Genomic DNA, 17,400 nt, shown 5'->3' with positions numbered 1-17,400 from the left:
GACGACGGCGTCACACCACCCGAGGAGACAGCACGATGCGAACCAAATGGAAGCGGACGCTTCTGACTGCCGTCGCCGGCAGCCTCGTGGTCAGCTTGGCCGCGTGCAGCGAGGAGGACCCGGACGCGGGTGGTGTCAACCTCGACGGCAAGAAGACGGCGTCGATGGCCGACTACAAGGCGGGCACGCAGTTCAAGGCGACCGAGCCGCTCGACGTCAGCCTGCTCTACCTCGACCAGGCGCACTACCCGATCAAGGACGACTGGCTGCTGTGGAAGGAGATCACCCAGCGGACCAACGTCACGATCAAGCCGACGGTCGTGCCCTACAGCGACTACGAGCAGAAGCGCGGCCTGCTGATCAGCTCCGGCGACGCGCCGACGATCATCTCCAAGACCTACCCGGGCCAGGAGGAGCAGTTCGTCGCCTCCGGCGCGATCCTGCCGGTCAGCGACTACCTCGACCTGATGCCGCACTTCAAGGACAAGGTCGAGCGGTGGAAGCTCCAGCCGGAGCTGAACACCCTGCGCCAGGAGGACGGCAAGTTCTACCTGCTGCCCGGCATGCACGAGAAGGTCCTGCCGGAGTACTCGCTGGCCTTCCGCACCGACGAGCTCAAGCGCCTGAACCTGTCGACGCCGAAGACCTGGGACGAGGTCTACACCGTCCTCAAGGCGATCAAGGCCGCGAACCCGGACAGCTACCCGCTGTCGGACCGCTTCGAAGCCAAGTCGATCCTCAACTACACCGGCCAGACGTTCGGCGCGCAGGCCGGGTGGGGCTACGTCAAGAACACGATCTGGAACTCCTCCGCGCAGAAGTACGAGTTCGCCGGCACGACCCCGGAGTACAAGCAGCTCGTCGAGTACTTCCACAAGCTCGTCGACGAGGGCCTGATGGACCCGGAGAGCTTCACGCAGAAGGACGACGCGGCCATCCAGAAGTTCGCCGCCGGCAAGTCGTTCGCGATCAGCAGCAACGCGCAGAACATCGTCAACGACTACCGGCCGAACATCGCGAAGATCCCCGGCGCGACCGTCGCGAAGATCCCGCTGCCCGCCGGTCCCAAGGGTGACGTCATCCGCGGCACGCGCCTGGAGAACGGCCTGATGGTGTCGGCGAAGGCCGCCCAGAGCGACAAGTTCGTGGCGACGATGCAGTTCATCGACTGGCTCTGGTACTCCGACGAGGCGCAGGAGTTCACCAAGTGGGGCGTGCGGGGCACGACCTACGACAAGGACGCGGCGGGCAAGCGGACGCTCAAGCCCGACGTGGCCTTCGGCGGCCTCAACGTCGGCGCGCCGAAGAACCTCCAGCGCGACTTCGGTTTCCACGGCGGTGTCTTCTCCTACGGCGGCGCCACCGAGCTGGTGCAGTCGGTGTTCACCGAGGAGGAGGTGGCCTGGCAGAAGGCGATGGCCGAGAAGAAGGTCGAGGCGTTGCCGCCGCCCGCGCCGCTGAACGAGGAGGAACGCGAGCGCGCCGCCCTGATGGAGAGCTCGCTCAAGGACCTGGTCACGCAGTCGACGTTGCAGTTCATCCTGGGCCAACGCCCTCTGTCCACTTGGGACGCCTACGTCAAGGAAGTGGAGGCCAAGGGCTCCAACGACCTCGTCGCCCTGGTCAACGGCGCGCAGAAGCGCTACAAGGAGAAGAACGGCTGACCGGTGCTCGACGGCCGCCGCCCACGCGGGCGGCGGCCGGACACCACGGCCTTGGAGGGTTTTTGAGTCGCGTTACCGTCCCCGGCGAGCCGATCGGCCGCCTGTCCGAGTCGTGGCGCCACTGCGTCGGTACCGGCCGGATGAACCTCGCGCTGCGCGCCGACTACCAGGAGTCCCTGGCGAAGGTGCAGCGCGACATCGGCTTCCGGTACATCCGCGGCCACGGTCTGCTGTCCGACGACATGGGCGTGCACCGCGTGTCCGGCGACGGCGTGACCCGGTACTCGTTCACCTACGTGGACCAGGTCTTCGACCGGTTCCTGGAGCTGGGCGTCCGGCCGTTCGTGGAACTGGGGTTCATGCCGACCGCGCTGGCCTCGGGCGAGGACACCGTGTTCTGGTGGAAGGGCAACATCACCCCGCCGACCGACCCGGACGAGTGGGCCGCGCTGGTCCGCGCCGTCGTCCGCCACCTCGTCGAGCGCTACGGCGCGGCCGAGGTGCGCACCTGGCCCATCGAGGTGTGGAACGAGCCGAACCTGCCCGGGTTCTGGAAGGACGCCGACCAGCAGGCCTACTTCCGGCTGTACGAGCTCACCGCGCGGACCGTCAAGGACGTCGACGCCGGGCTCCGGGTGGGCGGCCCGGCGATCTCGCCCGGCTCGGACGAGTGGTGGGCGCCGTTCGCCGAGTTCGTCACCCGCCACGACGTGCCGATCGACTTCGTCAGCCGGCACGCCTACACCTCGGGACCCGCACAACACGTCCCCTTCGGCACCTACCAGACGCTCGACGCGCCCGAGGCGCTGCTGGACCAGTTCGCCGCGCCGCGCAAGCACCTCGCGGGCACCGCGCTGGCCGACCTGCCGGTGCACATCACCGAGTACAACAGCTCCTACCGGCCCGACAACCCGATCCACGACACCGCCTACCACGCCGCCTACCTGGCCCCGGTGCTCACCGGCGGCACGGAACTGGTCGACTCGTACTCCTACTGGACGTTCTGCGACGTCTTCGAGGAGGAGAACGTGCCGACCTCGTGGTTCCACGGCGGTTTCGGCCTGCTCACCCACCGGCAGGTGCCCAAGCCGACCTACCACCTCTACGCGTTCATGGCCCGCATGGGCACGACCGTGCTGGCACGCGGCCGGGACCACCTGGTGTGCGCGACCGATGACGGCCGGGTGACCGTGCTGGCCTGGCAGCCGGTGGGCGGCACCGACGGACCGGACGCGCCCGAGCGGCACGAGGTGCGGCTGTCGGTCCCGCTGACCGGGCCGCGCGCGTTCGTCCGCCGGGAACGGGTGAACGAGCACGACGGCAACGCGTTCGGCGCGTGGCGCGAACTGGGCCGTCCCCGCTCCCCCTCGCCGCGCGCGCTCGACGTCCTGCGCGACTGCGCCCGCCCCGCGCTGGAACACCGGCAGGCCCCCGTCGTGGCCGGGCGCGTGGACCTGGACCTCACGCTCGCCCGCCACGAGGTCACGTTCGTCGAACTGGTCCCCGTCCACCCCGAGCACCACGAGGGCCTGGACGACCGGCGACTGCTGGGCGCGTCCGACGACCGACTCGCAGCACCGCACGAGAGGCCGTGACATGCCCGCCGAACGCCGAACCGACCCCGCCGCCGAGATCGGCACGGGCATCCTGTCCCGCGTCGCGTCCGTCGTGTACTGGTTCGTCGTCATCGACGCCCTGATCGTGCTGACGACAGCGCCGGGCTTCCTCGCACTGGTGTTCCTGGACCGCGGCCCCGGCAACGCACCCCTGATCGGCCTGTGCTTCGCCCCGGTGGCCCCGGCGCTGTCGGCCGCCGTCTACGCCTGGCGGGTCTTCCTCCACGACCGGGACCTCTCCCCCGCCACCCACTTCCGCCGCGGCTACCGGCTCAACTGGCTCGACGTGCTGCGCTGGTGGCTGCCCACACTGGCGGTGCTCACCGTGATCGGCTTCAGCCTGTCCAACCTGGACCTGGCCGCCGTGCCCGCGGGGTACGGCGTGGTGCTCGTCGTCATCGCGGCGGCGCTGCTGGTGTGGTCGACCCAGGCACTGGTGCTGTCCTCCACCCTCGCCCTGCGCACCCGCGACACCGCACGCCTGGCCTCTTACTACCTGGCCGCCCGCCCGGCAAGCGCACTCGGCGCGCTGTCACTGCTCATCGCGACCGGCGGCCTGGTCACCCTCACCGCGGACTGGATCCTCGCCGTCCTGGCCGCACCCTTCACCCTCCTGCTCCTGCGCAACGCCGACCCGGTACTGCGCGACGCCACCGAAAGGTTCACCGCATAGCCGCTAGTAGGGCTTTGTTAAGTCGAGTGATGGGATGTGTGGGCGGTGTGATCTTCTGCGGTGGTCACGCCGGAGGAGATGGCCGGGGTGCGGCCGGTGATCGAGGGGTTCGCCGCGGCGGTGTTCGGCGGGTTCGGCCGGCGTGACCAGCGCGGGAAGGGTGAGCTGTACCTGCGTGGGTTGTTGTTGGACGGCAGGCGCAAGTCGATGCAGCCCATGGCCGAGCGTCTCGGTGTGGATCACCAGCAGTTGCAGCAGTTCGCCAACGCGTCCGGATCGACGAACCCCGCCGCCCACACCGCCGACCGCCGCCGGACCTCGACATGGTCCCAGGTAGAGGTCGTGACGAACACCGGCCGTCCACCGACGAAGACGACCTACCCGGACAAGCCCGTCACCGCCAAGACCCTGATCACCGAGGCCGGACGTTCGGCGGGGCGATTCGTGGTCTGGCGCCACGGCTCCCGCAAGAGCGCGGGCAACCCGAACGCGACCATGCGCTCGCGCTTCCTGGCGCTGCGGGTGCGCCCGGCCAACCGCAACATCCCGCGCGCCGCCGACGGCAGCCTGCCCGAGTGCCGGCTGCCGGCCGAATGGCCCACCGGCCAACCCGAACCCACCGACTACTGGCTCTCGACCCTGCCCACCGACATCCGACTGCGCAACATGGTCAGGATCGCCAAGATCCGCCGGCGCATCGAACACGACTACCGCGACCTCAAAGACGGACTCGGCCTGGACCACTTCGAAGGCCGCTCCTGGCTCGGCTAGCACCGTCACGTCACCCTCGCCTCCGTCGCCCAGGCCATCTGCACGAAGCTGCGCCGCATTCCAAAGGCCCTGCGCAGGTCTGACCCTCCACGCCGTCTGATGCCGCATCCCACGGCGTGCGTTGTTTGTAGGTCTCGGGGTCGCGTCGGCCAAGGCCCGCAGTGTGATCAGCACCCGCCGCCAGGCTCCGGACCGCTGCCAGCGCCGGAACGGCCCGTACACCGCCGCCCACGATCCCCAACTCAGGCAGGCGCATCGGACTTCGACACAGGCCCTAGTGGATCGTCCGCCCCCGCGCGTCCGGCACCCCCGACTTGCGCCAGAAGTACGTGTTCACCTGATCCCGCCACTCCGCCGCACACCGGGTCTGCTCCTGCAGCAACGCCGTGACCCGCTCGAAGACCTCCGGCGGCACCCGGCCCTCCAGTCGCGCCCACGTCTCGACCATCCGGGACACCTCCTCGCACCCGGCGAAGTGGCTGTCGTAGATGTGCTGCACCACCGTCTTCCCCGAGTGCAGGACGTGGTCGTACGGCACGTGGTGGAAGAACAGCAGCAGCTCGTCCGGGCACGTCTCGACCGACTCGTACACGTCACGCCACGGCGCCGGGAACTGGCCGGTGAAGCCGGTGCCGGTGGACCGCGTGCGGTCCACGCCGACGCCGTCGCGGTCGGCGAAGTGGTAGGTGCCCCACGGCGAGTACTCGTAGCCGTCCACGCTGGGCCCGTAGTGGCCGGCCGGGTTCACCATCCAGCCGACGCCCAGCGGCGCCGTGTACCGCTCGTAGGTCAGCCACGAGCCGTCCATGATGTCGTGCAGCGCCTCGCGGACGGCCGGGTCGCCCGGGAAGGTCAGGCCGATCCACTCGTCCAGCACGGCCTCCGGCGTGAGCCGGTCGTCCCAGGCCAGGCGTCCGAAGCCGAACAGGTTGGCCTGCGCCAACGGGTGGCCGGTCCAGAACGGGTCGTCGCCGACGTTCGACACCGCCACCACGCCGCCCGCCGGTGCGCCTGCCCGGCCGCCGGCGATGTCCGCGACCGTGGGCCCCTCCTCGCCCCACGGTTGGAAGCCCAGCACCTCGTGCCATTGGGGCACGAGGTGGCACACGTGCTTCTGCTGGCCGGTGTACTCCTGGGTGACCTGGAACTCCACGGCGAGCCGGGTGCGCGGCATGGCCGCGATCACCGGCGAGAGCGGTTCGCGCACCTGGAAGTCCACCGGACCGGACTTCACCTGCACCACCACGTTGGCGTCGAACGAGCCGTCCAACGGCGCGAAGTGGTCGTGGGCCGCGCGCGCACGGTCGGTCTTGCGGTCGCGCCAGTCCTGGCGGTGGTTGTAGACGAACGCGCGCCAGAACACCGTGCCGCCGAACGGGGCCAGCGCACGGGCCAGCGCGTTCGCTCCCTCCGCGTGGTCGCGGCCGTAGGCGAACGGACCCGGGCTGCCTTCCGAGTCGGCCTTGACGACGTACCCGCCGAAATCGGGGATCGCCGCGTACACCTCGGCGGACGTGCGCGCCCACCAGTCCCGCACCGCCGGGTCGAGGGGATCGGCCGTGGGCAGGCCGCCTAGGGTCATCGGCGCGGCGAAGCTCACCGACAGGTGCACCCTGATCCCGTGCGGGCGGAACACCTCGGCCAGGCGCGCCACGTCGGGCAGCAGGTCGGTCAGCAGCCGGGCCTCCGTGCGGTGCACGTTGACGTTGTTCAGGCAGACCCGGTTGACCCCGATCGACCCCAGCAGCCGCGCGTAGGCCCGTGCCCGGGACAGGTCGGCCCGGACCGCGCCGTCGGCGTAGAAGATCGAACCACCCGCGTACCCGCGTTCGACCTGGCCCATCACGGGGTGCACGTCGACGTTGTCCCAGTGGTCCAGCATCCGCACCGGCAGGCGCGGCGCGTGCCGCCGGTCCTCCGCCGCACCGGTGAACGCCGCCTCGCCCAGCCGCACCACGTGGTGGAAGCCGTAGAGCAGGCCGACGCCGTCGATCGCCCGGACCACCGTGGTGGAGCCGGCCCGTCCCACCACGAACGCCTCGGGGTCGGCCTCGCCGTCGTCGGGCGCGCACACCAGCTCCAGGTCCACCGGCCCGTCGTCGACCAGCGCGCCACCGTGCCCGGCCACCGCCGTCTCGACCTCGCCGCGGACCGTGGCGACGACCGGACCGTCCCCGACGACGCGGACCCGGCGCGCGCCGATCGACCGGAACGCGGAGGCGGGGAGCCAAGCGGGGTGCACGCCGACCATGTGCGGGTTCCTCCCGGTGCGGGATCGACTGACCTCACCGAACCTAGGCCGCCTTCGGGTTCCCCGGCAAGGGAAAGCGGCCGTCCACTGTCGACGTTCACGAGTGTGGACAGCTGCGAAACTTTTGCGTGGCAACGGTTTGCCGGCGTCTCACCCGGTCGCGGTGAACAGCTCCAGCGGCACGGCGTCGGCGAGCGCCCGGTAGCCCGCCGGGGTCAGGTGCAGGTGGTCGCCCTCGTCGTAAGCGGCGAGCAGTCGGCGCGGTTCCTCCGGATCCCGCGCCACCGCGTCGAAGTCGAGCACCGCGTCGAACACGCCGGCGTCGCGGATCCACGCGTTGACGGCCTGCCGCGCCGCCTCCCGGTGACCGGCCGGGTCGTCGTAGGCCTGGCTGCCGCCCAGCGGCGCCAGAGTCGCCCCGTACACCTTGATCCCGTGCGCGTGCGCCCGCACCACGATCTGCTCGTAGCCGGCGCAGAGGTCGTCCGCGAGCTGCTTCTGCGCCACGGCCGAGGCCTCCGCGGTGCCGATGTCGTTGACGCCCTCGAACAGCACCAGCCACCGCACCCCGCTCTGCGCCACCACGTCCCGGTCGAACCGGGCCAGCGCGCTCGGCCCGATCCCGTCGTCGAGCACGCGGTTCCCGCCCGTCCCCTGGTTCAGCACGGCGACGGAGGAGGTCGTCGCGCCCGCCCGCAGGCGGGCCGAGAGGCGGTCGGGCCAGCGGTCGTTGCCGTTGGTGGTGGAACCCCGCCCGTCGGTCAGGGAATCGCCCAGCACGACCACCGCCGAGCCGCCCCCGTCGCACCACACCTCGACACCGCTGAGGAAGTACCAGTGGTCGGTGGTGCTCGCGCCGGGCAGGTCCTCGGCCTGGGTGTGGTCACCCGCCACCAGGTGGGACGTGGTCCGCGAGCCCGGGTGCGAGGTGATCAGGCCGGATGCCTGCCCCTGCGCCAGGAACACCGTCACGGTCAGGTTCGCCTCCGGCTCGACCGGGAAGTCCAGGGCGTCCGACACGACCTGCGCGCCGACCGGCACGACGACGCCCGCGCGACCGTGGAAGGTGACCGGCTGGACCGATCCCGGCTCCACCGCGCCCACCCCGGCCCGGTTCCCGAGGGGCCGGGCCACGGTCACGGCGGTGATCGGCAGCACCGCGCCGCCGAACGCGTTGGAGAACCGCAGCCGCAGCCGGTCGCCGCCGATCGTGACGCGCACGGTCTGCCGCAGCGTGGCGTCGGCGAGCACCAGTCCGCCGCGGGTGAACGGCACGGGCGGCATGTTGTCCGGCTCGGTGGGCTGCGGCGCGGACACCCACGTGTGGACCCAACGGCCGGCGGGTGACGCGCTGCGACTCGGGGATGAACTCAAGGCGGGCCGACCTCCCGTGCTCGCGTGACGTGTTGACACTTCACGACGGTAGGGCCCGCTCGCGGCCACCGGCGACCACCACCTCCGAAGTGGTCGCCGATGTCTATGTCCTCGACACGAGGCCGCGCGACGACAAGGCCCGACTGCCGGCGCGTCAGGACGCGGTGCAGCTGACGATCGGCGTGGACGGGTGCGGGCTGCCGGACACGGTGAAGCCGATGGTCGCGGTGTCCTGCGGTGCGAGCACGCCGTTCCAGTCGGCGTTGCGCACGTTCGCCGTCCGGCCGAGGTCGTAGGCGACGCCGCCCCAGAGGTTGGTGACCACCTGCTCGGGGGCGAGCGTCCACTGGACGTTCCACGTGGTGATCGGCGTGCCGGCCGTGACGACGACCTCGCCGAGCAGCCCGCCCGGCCACGTGCTGATCAGGCGGTAGACGGCGGTGCACCGACCGGTCGGTGTCGTCGTGGTGCTGGACGGCGGGTAGTCCGTCGGGTGGGTGACCGAGGAGGTGTTCGTCGGGGCGGGTTGCGCCGTGGCGCCGGACTGGCCGGCGACGACGAGCGAGCCGGCGAGAGCCGCCGACAGCGTCAGCACGAGGCCGACCGCTGTCGACTGGCGTCTCGGACGAGCGGAGGTGTTCATGTCGGGAGGCCTTCCTCCGGTGGTGGATGCCCGGCGGCGCATCCGAGGCGACTGGGGTCCCGCTCAGGATCAAGGTGGGGCCCCGACATCGTCAACGGACGACGCACTGGAACGCACGACCCAGCGCACCCTCCCTGGTGTCCGCCCGGTCTCGGCGAAGCGGCAGCCGCCGCCGAGGCGGAACCGGTGGCGAAGCACCCACCTGCCGGTGATCATCCGAGTACAGTGTGTGGTCGAAGCTGCGTTGTCGCCAGTGCATCGGCAGGGGAGGCCGCATGGACGAACGCATCCTCGACCCGGACGGCGCGCGCGAGCGGTTGGCCGCGTGGAAGGGTCGGATCGACCAGCTCGCCGCCGACACCGAAGCGATGAGCGAACGCATGCAGGCGGTGCGGGTCACCGCGAGCGACCCGAACGGCCTGGCCGAGGTCACGATCGACTCCACCGGAACCCTGGTCGACCTGCGGTTGACCGACCGGATCCAGCGCGTGCCGCCCACCGCCGTCGCCCAGGCGATCATGGCCACGCTCGGCGACGCGCGGGCCAGGATGGCCGACCGGTCCCAGGAGATCATCGCCGACACGATCGGCACGCGGTCCGCCGCCGGCCGGGCGATCGCCGAGAGCGTCGGACAGCACCTGCGCGGCGGCCCCGCACCGCACCGGCCGGTGCACCACGACGACGACGAGGGCTTCGACAGCCACTCCTACTTGCGGGAGAGATGAGCATGGGGGACGGGTACGTCGTCGACCTCGAGCAGATCCGCGCCCACGCCCGCAACGTCGAGGCGATCCGGGCGCGGTTCGACGCGGTGAAGACCGCCAGCGCGCACATCGCCCAGGACGACCAGGCCTACGGGCTGCTGTGCGGGTGGATCGCCGCGGTCCTGGAGGGCCGGCACACGCGGCAGGACGAGCTGATCGCGCAGGTCGAGGAGAACCTCGCCCTGGTCGTGGAGGAACTGGGCGCCACCGCGGACGAGTACACCGAGGTGGAGGAGTCGAACGCCCGCTCCATCACCGCGGCCGGAAGCGGGACGGGCGATGGATGACCCGACGCTGATCGCCCCGGTCCGGTCCACCCGCGAGGTGTGGACCGGGTCCGGTCTCGCCGACAGCATCGAGGGCCTGGTCGACGCCATCAAGAGCGAGGGCTGGGTCGACGACGCGCTGGCGGGCGCCGCCCTCGGCGTCGAGGTGGCGGCGACCGTGATGGACCCGGTCAGCGCGTTGCTGGCCAACGGGCTCGGCTGGGCGATGGAGTACTTCGAGCCGCTGCGGCAGGTCCTCGACGAGCTCACCGGCAAACCGGACGTGGTCGCCTCGCACGCGTCCACCTGGACCGCCATGGCCGCCGAGCTGGCCGCCATGTCCGCCGACCTGAAAGCCGCGCTGGACGACGACCTGCCCGACTGGCACGGCCCCGCCGCGGACGCCTACCGGCAGCTCATGGGCAACAACGTCGACGCGATCGGCGGTCTGGCGGCGGTGTCGGCGGCGATGGCGTCGGCCACCGAGGGGGCAGGCGGCCTGGTCGAGCTGACCCGCGAGATCGTCCGCGACCTGATCGCCGACCTCGTGGCCAGGGTGATCGTGTGGGTGGCGGAGGCGATCTTCGTCGTGACCATCCCGGTGATCGCGTCCCAGATCGCGGCGGCGGTGGTCAAGTGGGCCGGGCGCATCCTCGTCTACACCACCGCCCTGATCACCAGCCTGACCAACCTCAAGAAGCTGCTCGGGTAGGCGGGGGCCGTGAAGCGACTGTCAGCACTTCTCCTGCTCATCGCGCGACTGGCCCTGCACCGGCGCGGAGGGGGCGGCGGCGACGGCCCCGACCCGCCGTCGGACGGTCCGACCCGCCGCTCAGACGGCCCGGCCGGGCGACCGGCGCCGGCCAAGGACGTGAAGGACGGCCAGACCGAGACGGGCAAGGCGGCGGACAGGGGCATGCCCCGCGCCGGGAGACGCCGTGCGTCGCGGCAGCGCGACCCGGAGGTGCCGAAGCCGGCGCGCAGTCCGCGCCGCGACCCCGACGGCCCGATGCCGGCGCACTACCGGCAGGTCGCCTACGGCCAGACACCGGAAAGCCAACTTGCGCAGGCGGCACGGCTCCGCGATGGTAACCGCGACAACCTCTACGGTGGAGCCACCTTCAGAGACAGCCAGAACAACACCTACCAGGTGGACGGCCGGGCGGACGCGACCAAGCACGCTGAAGGGGACATCCTCAAGCAGATGCGGCAGAAGATCGCCGAACAGCAGGGGATCCGGCCCGACCAGGTCGATCTCCGGGCGGAGCTGCGCGACGTGCGGCTCTACGTCGAGTTCTCCCCGTGCCCGACCGGCAACCGGTGCCAGGACATGTTGGACCAGTACCTCCCGCCCGGCTCGGAGATCCAGTACTCCTGGCCGTGGCAGCCGCGGTCGGAGCAGGACTCGTCGCGGCAGTCCCTGGCCGACGCCGTCAACGACCTCTTCACGAGAAAGCGCCCGGGAACGTCATGACCCGCTACACCGAGCACCAGGTCGCCGTGATCGACAACCCGGCGGCGAGGGCGACGCTGACCAGCACGGGCCTGCCCGACACGGACGCCGTGTCCTTCCGCGCCGCCCCCACGATCACCGCGTGGGACCGCGACCCCGACTACGCCGTGCTCGGGTTCTGGAACCTCGACGAGATCCCGGTGGTGGTCCACCGCGCGGAGGGCTCGGTGTTCACCGCTCCCCCGTGGTCGGACGAGATGGACCCGCTCAACGCCTCGGTGGCCGCGTTCGCCGACAGCCTCGCGGCGGTCGAGGGCGCGAAGCCGTTGTCCAAGGCGCGCTACGGCACCAACGCCAACGCGGGCGACCAGGTGCACGCCCTGCTGCGCGCCATCGACGCCGAGACCCTCGCCGATCCCTACTCGTTCTGGCAGGCCGTGGTGGACGACATCAAGAGCGGCGTCTACGTCTGATCGGTGATCGCGTTCCGGGTCGGGGCCGCGTTGGGCGGGGGATGACCGGAGACCACCCGATCCAGCACTCCCGCAGCACGTGTGACGCCTTCCACCTGCCCGAGGAAATCGTCGTCGAGATTCGCGCCGGCGGCCCTCCAGGTGGCCAGGTACGCGGCCAGGTCGTCCAGTCGGCGATCCAGAGCCCGCTGCCCGGGGTCCCGCCACAAAGCGTGGTTCGGATGAGTGATGAATGCTACGAGAACTTCGCAGGCGCGTACCAATTCCGCGCGGTAGCGCGCTACGCGGTCCGATCCTTGCGGGGCACCGGTCGGCGTCGACGAGTCTTCGCGTGTTATCGCAGCGCATACGAGAACACGGCAGAGCATGACGCCGCAGTCGTAGTAGCGAGCACCAGGCGTGCCGACTGCGTCACGTGCCACCACGAGCAGGTCTTCAAGGGCTCTCCGCATGCTCTTTCTGTACATCACCCGCATCACGAAGTCCTCTGTGTCGAGGAGTGCGTCTCGACCGTGCAGACTGCCGAATGCGCGCTCGAACAGCCTGATCAGGGAAGAATCGACGCCGATTTCACGCGAACGTGCGCAGGCCGCGCGCAAGGAAGGGCAGGTGCGCAACGGCGTTCGCGGCGGCCAGCTCCTCGCACAGCTCCACCGACCTCTGTGACGGGTCGTGGGCGTCGGCGGGTCGGCCGACCTCCAGGAGTCGCGCCACCTGGTTGTGGACGGCGACCGCCAACTCCCCCAGGTACGTCGGTCGATCGGTGGCCACCAATGCCTCGAACACCTCGCGAGCGCGCTCGGCACAGGTCAACGCTTCGTCATGTCGTCCGGCGGTCGCCAACCGGTTGCCGTGGTTGGTCAGCGCCCGCGCCAGCCCGGCGGAGTGAGCGGTGGGGTCCGCCGCCGCCAGTTCCTCGAAGATGCGCACGGCGCGTTCCGATTCGACCGCTGCTTCGCCGTGCCTGCCGCGTTCGGTCAAGCGGATGGCGTGGTTGGTCAGCGATTCCGCGAGGTCGGCATCGGCCGTGGCGGCTGCCAAGTCCGCCCGCAGCGCGACCGCGCGCTCGGACGCGGTGAACGATTCGGCGCTCCGGCCCGACTCGGCCAGCCACACCGCGTGGTTGTGCAGCCACGTCGCCGTCTCCCGCTGCTGCGCGGGGTCACGGGGGTCGGTCAGGTCTTCCCGCAGGGCGAGGGCGCGCTGCGAGAACGTCGCGGCCGCGGCGGGCCGGCCCGCCTTGCCCAACCGCAGGGCGTGTTTGTACAGCGCCTCGGACAGCAAGCGCTGGTGGGCTGGGCCTTCGGCGTCGGCGGCCACCCGTTCGCGCAGCCGGACCGCCTGCTCCGACAAGGCCAGGGCCTGGTCTTGGCGGCCGACCCGGTCGAGGAGTGCCGCGTGGTTGTGCATCGCCGCCGCCCACTTGGGCAGGTGCGTGGTCGGGGCGTCCGCGCACAGCTCCTCCAGCAGGCGCAGGGCGCGCTCCGAGCAGGCCAGGGCTTCGTCGTGGCGGTCGTTCTCCGCCAGCCGCTGAGCGTGGTTGGTCACCGCCGTGGCGAGGCCGGCCAGGTGCGCCGGCCGGTTGGCCGCCACCAGCTCCTCGCGCAGCGCCACCGCGCGTTCGCTGTGGGCCAGCGCCTCGGCCTCCCGGCCGTCCTCGGCCAGTCGAACGGCGTGGTTGTGCACCGATATCGCCAACCCGGGCAGGTAGGCGTCCCTGTCGGCTGCGGCGAGCGCCTCACGGATCTCCAGGGCACGCTCGGACAAGGCGATCGCCTCGGCTCGGAATCCGGCCCGGCCGAGCCGGCTGGCGTGATTGGCCCGTGCGTTGGCCAACGGGGCCCGGTACTCCGCGGGATCGATTTCGTGCAGTTGCTCGTACATCGCGACCGCACGCCGGGACACCTCCAGCCCTTCGGCCCGCCGTCCAGCCTCGACCAGCCGCAACGCGTGGTTGGTGACGGCGTTGGCCAGGTCGGGGAGCCATGCGCCGGGGCTGTTCTCCACCAGCCACTCGAAAGCCGCCACGGCCCGCTCGGCGTGGGACAGAGCCTCGGCGAAGCGCCCGAGCTCGGACAGGGTGATCGCGTGGTCGACGAGCGCGCGCGCCAGCCCTGGGAGGTGCGCGACGCGGTCTGCGGCAGCCAACTCCTCGCGGATGGCGACGGCACTCCGCGAGTGCTCCAGGGCCTCGTCGAGTCGACCGGCGGCGGCGAGGCGTCCGCTGAGTTCCTGGTGCATGGCCGCCAGGTCGACGGGGTCGTCGACGAGGGGGAACAAGCGATGGGCGAGAGCGCTGAAGACCTGTGCGGCGCCGACGTCCAGGTTGACGTTGCGGCCGTCGGGCAGCGCTTGCTCCACCGCGCCGAGCACCTCCAGGGGAACGTCGTCGATGTCGGCGACAGCGGTCAGCGCACGACTGCCGGCCGCGACCGCCACGTGTGGCTGCACCCTGAGCAACGGGTACAGCACTTCCGTGCCGACGTGCGGCCACCGCCCGGCGGCCGAGGCGAGGAAGGTCACCGCGCGGTCCGCGACGCCCAGGTGCGTTCCGGTGCTGTCGACGGTCGTCCGGGCGGACCCGTTCGCCGGCCGGCCGTCGAGATCGGTGGTGGCCTCGCGGCCGGGAGCCAGTGCGGCGCCGAGGCCCTCGACCGCGGTGTCCACCAGCGCGGTGAAGTCGAGGAGCAACCTGCCGGGCACGGCCGTGGCCCAGGGGTCCGGCTCGTAGGAGTCGATGTCGTGGCCGGGGGTGAGCAGGGCGAGGAAGTCTTCGGCGAGCCGGTCGGGCAACAACGGTTCCAGGACGTTGGCCCGGCCGGGGTCTGTGGGGGGATAGCAGAGGGCGTGGTCGGCGAGGAGCTGCTCGGCGGACTCGTCCGGCATGACCGCGTCGAGGACGGTCCGGGCCGCCTGGGTGTGCGTGGCGCCGGTGAGGATCGCGGTGAACACGGTGCGCGCCATCACGCTGTCGGAGGTGCGGAAGTCGAGGCCGGCGTCGCCGTTCTCGTAGAGCTGCCGCCAGTTCTCGTGTTCGCGGTTCACCAGGTAGGTGGTCAGCCCGACCATGTCGGCGGGGGCGGTGCGGCCGTGCGCCTGTGCGTCCAGGGCGACCAGCGCGGCCATCTGCACTGCCAGGGTCAGTCCGAAGTCCGGGTGGTGCAGCGGTCCGGGCGGCGCCAGGGCATCGGGCCGGGTGACCTCCGGGTAGTGGCGGGCGAAGCAGTCCCGTGCCGTGGTGAACATGTGTTCGCGGTGCCCGCCGACATCGGGTAGCGGGGGCAGCTTCCGGGCGGAGGTGTCGACGTCCCGCTGGAGCTTGTGCAGCTTCGCCTGGACCGCCGGCCACCCGTTGGCGGATCGGGCCGGCAGGAGCACTCGTGCCGGGACGGCCTGGTGCAGCAGCCGGTTCTGGAACAGCCAACTCAGGTCCGACAGGGGCCACCGGTCGGCGTAGTCGACCAGGAGCAGCACTCCGGCGTGCCCGTCCAACCGCAGGTCCTGGCTCCCTGCCGCGGGAGGGTGGGTGTCGGTGCGGTGTGCGGCGTCCACGACCTTCCACCCGACCCGCTGGGCGTCGGCCGCGAGTCTCGCGGCGAGGCGGGTCTTGCCCTGGCCGCCTTCCCCGTGCAGCCACCGGACCGCGAACCGCGGACGGGCGTCGCCAGGCGACCAGGTCCGCCAGGTCCGTGTCGCGGCCGGTGAAGTCGACGACCTCCGCGCGGGCGTCGAGCAACCGGCTCGGCTGCGCCCGCAGCCAACGCGGGTCCCGGCTGGTCGTCCGGCGGTGCTCGAAGAGGAGGTACAGCGGGGTTCCGTCACCGAAGATGTGGATGTCCGCGCCGAGCGCACCGTAGGCGTAGCCACCTTCTGCCCGCACTTCCTGGTGGAATGACGCGGGCGGCGGGTTCCCGTCATCCGTCCCGGTCACTGCGGCGCTCCAGCGGTGTCGGCTGGGTCGCCTGGTGCGAGGGGTACCTGTCTGCCGGCGTGGTGGTAGTGGTTGACGTTGCCGAACATCGCCCCGGAGGCGATGGAGCCCTGACCGGCTGCCGTGACGTGCTGCACCGCGGGCGGCTGCGGGGGCACCGACTCGATCCGGTGTTCCTGGACGGGTTCCGCCTGCTGAGCGGCATCGGGTGGGTAAGGGTGGTCCGGCAGGCAGATCCAGGCCACCGCGGAGGTCTCCTTCACCGCCACCCGCACCGGCCGGTACGTCGCGGGCGCGGCATCCTCGCTGTGCCGGACGACTTCGTCGTGGAACCACTCGGAAGTGATCAGGGCGAGCACGCCCGGCGACTCGGCGAGGGCGGCCTTCAAGGGGCGGGCGTCCAGCAGCCGGAACGCGAGGTTGATCGACGCGGCGGTGACGCCGTGCTGGTCGTAGGTGACCTCGCCGGCGTGCAACGCCATCCGCACCCGGATTCGTTCCTCGGGCCGGTGGGTGGCGTTGTGTTCGCGCAACTCCTCGGCCAGGGCGTGCGGCAGGGTGACCACGAAGTGCGCCTTCGCGGTCTCGGCGGGAGCCAGGATGAAGACCCCGTCGCCGCGGTCCTCGCGGTGACAGCTTCCCCAAGGCACGCCCGCGGTGTCGAATGCCCGCCGAACCGCCCGGTACAACCCGGCGCGGACGTTGACCTGGTGCTCATTGGTCCGAAGCCTGTTCCCGAACCCCTCGACGTCCACCACGATGATCGTCCTGTGCACCGCCGACCCCACACCGCCCATGCGACCCCTGCCCATCGACCTCGCCCCGTCGCTGCGGACAAGTTGTATCGGGGAACGGCCGGCCACAGTGCGTCACATGACGCAGAAGCTCGAGATCGCAGCGGACGCCACAACTGCGGATCACCGCGCTGCCCGTGCCATGGATCTTCGGGCAACGGCTCGCGGCCGCACCTGCGTCTACGCCACAGCCCGCACGGGCATCCTCGGCGGACTCGTCGACTAGTGCAGACCCCGCCGCGCGACCAGCGGCGATGAAGTTTCCGACGCCGGACCTCCATTCGGCAAACCGAATGGACCCATTCCAATAATTTCCCCCGCTCCTATTACAAGACGTTCGAGGATCACTCGAAGCCGGGGCGAGCCGGCGACCGGGCGCCGGCGGACCGATCATACCAACACGGTAGGCCGAATGGTTGAAGCTACGCGCGAAACGTCGGCGACCGCGTCATTCGCCTGGTGCGGACGAGTGAAAGCCTTCGCCCTGCCCGGTTCGTGGCGCCGGGCCCGCCGGTGCTGATACGGTCGCTCTCGGTGCACCGCTTTCTTCACTGGGGAGTGACCGAAGACCGGGATGACACCGTTTCCGAGCGTGGCCGCCAGGGGCGCCGGTCACCTTTCGCGGAAAGACGCGGGCGATCTCGGGGCAACCACCTGATATCGACACATGGGGGTGCGGGGAAGTGAGTTCTCCGGATGCGATAGCGTTAGATTTATTCGACCGTGA

Annotated in this window: 15 protein-coding genes and 1 pseudogene; 10 read left to right on the top strand and 6 right to left on the bottom strand. The window is 71.0% G+C overall.

What is annotated here, in order from left to right:
* Positions 1 to 35: 35 nt before the first annotated feature.
* From DFJ66_RS40010 to DFJ66_RS45240, 4 genes and pseudogenes are all read left to right on the top strand, one after another.
* A complete protein-coding gene (locus DFJ66_RS40010) occupies positions 36 to 1,664 on the top strand; it encodes an ABC transporter substrate-binding protein (RefSeq protein WP_121229729.1) in 1,629 nt (542 codons plus the stop codon).
* A gap of 62 nt (positions 1,665 to 1,726) precedes the next feature.
* A complete protein-coding gene (locus tag DFJ66_RS40005) occupies positions 1,727 to 3,259 on the top strand; it encodes a GH39 family glycosyl hydrolase (protein ID WP_121229727.1) in 1,533 nt (510 codons plus the stop codon).
* Position 3,260: 1 nt separating this feature from the next.
* The gene (locus DFJ66_RS40000; RefSeq protein ID WP_121229725.1) at positions 3,261 to 3,953 is read left to right on the top strand and encodes a DUF624 domain-containing protein; all 693 of its coding nucleotides are present in this window, start codon (positions 3,261 to 3,263) and stop codon (positions 3,951 to 3,953) included.
* Positions 3,954 to 4,031: 78 nt separating this feature from the next.
* Positions 4,032 to 4,844, top strand: a pseudogene (locus tag DFJ66_RS45240) (transposase); the annotation flags it as partial.
* 154 nt (positions 4,845 to 4,998) lie between these two features.
* On the opposite strand, the gene DFJ66_RS39990 reads toward DFJ66_RS45240, so the two are convergent.
* From DFJ66_RS39990 to DFJ66_RS39980, 3 genes are all read right to left on the bottom strand, one after another.
* Positions 4,999 to 6,975 carry an alpha-glucuronidase gene (locus tag DFJ66_RS39990; RefSeq protein ID WP_121229723.1) on the bottom strand — a complete coding sequence of 659 codons (1,977 nt, stop codon included), beginning with the start codon at positions 6,973 to 6,975 and terminating at the stop codon, positions 4,999 to 5,001.
* Positions 6,976 to 7,125: 150 nt separating this feature from the next.
* Positions 7,126 to 8,259 carry an SGNH/GDSL hydrolase family protein gene (locus DFJ66_RS39985; RefSeq protein ID WP_121232424.1) on the bottom strand — a complete coding sequence of 378 codons (1,134 nt, stop codon included), beginning with the start codon at positions 8,257 to 8,259 and terminating at the stop codon, positions 7,126 to 7,128.
* Between the two features lie 244 nt (positions 8,260 to 8,503).
* A complete protein-coding gene (locus DFJ66_RS39980; RefSeq protein WP_170200008.1) occupies positions 8,504 to 8,992 on the bottom strand; it encodes a cellulose binding domain-containing protein in 489 nt (162 codons plus the stop codon).
* Between the two features lie 275 nt (positions 8,993 to 9,267).
* On the opposite strand from DFJ66_RS39980, the gene DFJ66_RS39975 reads away from it, so the two are divergent.
* Genes DFJ66_RS39975 through DFJ66_RS39955 form a run of 5 tightly spaced genes read left to right on the top strand, consistent with a single transcriptional unit; the run spans position 9,268 to position 11,948 of the window.
* Complete coding sequence (locus DFJ66_RS39975) at positions 9,268 to 9,717, top strand: YbaB/EbfC family nucleoid-associated protein (RefSeq protein WP_121229719.1); 450 nt, start codon at positions 9,268 to 9,270, stop codon at positions 9,715 to 9,717.
* The gene (locus DFJ66_RS39970) at positions 9,714 to 10,043 is read left to right on the top strand and encodes a type VII secretion target (RefSeq protein ID WP_342777004.1); all 330 of its coding nucleotides are present in this window, start codon (positions 9,714 to 9,716) and stop codon (positions 10,041 to 10,043) included. Before DFJ66_RS39975 ends, DFJ66_RS39970 begins: the two co-directional genes overlap by 4 nt.
* The gene (locus tag DFJ66_RS39965) at positions 10,036 to 10,734 is read left to right on the top strand and encodes a WXG100 family type VII secretion target (protein WP_121229715.1); all 699 of its coding nucleotides are present in this window, start codon (positions 10,036 to 10,038) and stop codon (positions 10,732 to 10,734) included. The genes DFJ66_RS39970 and DFJ66_RS39965 overlap by 8 nt, the downstream gene beginning before the upstream one ends.
* A 9-nt stretch (positions 10,735 to 10,743) precedes the next feature.
* Complete coding sequence (locus DFJ66_RS39960; RefSeq protein WP_121229713.1) at positions 10,744 to 11,496, top strand: nucleic acid/nucleotide deaminase domain-containing protein; 753 nt, start codon at positions 10,744 to 10,746, stop codon at positions 11,494 to 11,496.
* Positions 11,493 to 11,948: an SUKH-4 family immunity protein gene (locus DFJ66_RS39955; protein ID WP_121229711.1), complete on the top strand. Its 456-nt coding sequence runs from the start codon at positions 11,493 to 11,495 to the stop codon at positions 11,946 to 11,948. Before DFJ66_RS39960 ends, DFJ66_RS39955 begins: the two co-directional genes overlap by 4 nt.
* Here the strand turns inward: DFJ66_RS39955 and DFJ66_RS42375 are convergent.
* From DFJ66_RS42375 to DFJ66_RS39945, 3 genes are all read right to left on the bottom strand, one after another.
* Positions 11,939 to 12,547: a hypothetical protein gene (locus DFJ66_RS42375; RefSeq protein ID WP_147459520.1), complete on the bottom strand. Its 609-nt coding sequence runs from the start codon at positions 12,545 to 12,547 to the stop codon at positions 11,939 to 11,941. The two genes, DFJ66_RS39955 and DFJ66_RS42375, sit on opposite strands and share 10 nt — an antisense overlap.
* Positions 12,519 to 15,500 (bottom strand): tetratricopeptide repeat protein, encoded by a 2,982-nt coding sequence (locus DFJ66_RS39950; RefSeq protein WP_121229708.1) that lies wholly within the window; start codon positions 15,498 to 15,500, stop codon positions 12,519 to 12,521. Before DFJ66_RS39950 ends, DFJ66_RS42375 begins: the two co-directional genes overlap by 29 nt.
* A 375-nt stretch (positions 15,501 to 15,875) precedes the next feature.
* Positions 15,876 to 16,655: a nucleotidyl cyclase domain-containing protein gene (locus DFJ66_RS39945; protein ID WP_147459519.1), complete on the bottom strand. Its 780-nt coding sequence runs from the start codon at positions 16,653 to 16,655 to the stop codon at positions 15,876 to 15,878.
* A 97-nt stretch (positions 16,656 to 16,752) separates the two neighbouring features.
* Here DFJ66_RS39945 and DFJ66_RS43215 point away from each other — a divergent pair, with 97 nt between their 5' ends.
* Positions 16,753 to 16,899, top strand: coding sequence for a hypothetical protein (locus tag DFJ66_RS43215; RefSeq protein WP_170200006.1), 147 nt, complete (start codon positions 16,753 to 16,755; stop codon positions 16,897 to 16,899).
* Positions 16,900 to 17,400: the final 501 nt, after the last annotated feature.

Source organism: Saccharothrix variisporea (assembly GCF_003634995.1).
Classification (GTDB): Bacteria; Actinomycetota; Actinomycetes; order Mycobacteriales; family Pseudonocardiaceae; genus Actinosynnema; species Actinosynnema variisporeum.
Note: the sequence above shows the minus strand (reverse complement) of the source record. Positions and strands in the feature narration are given on the sequence as shown.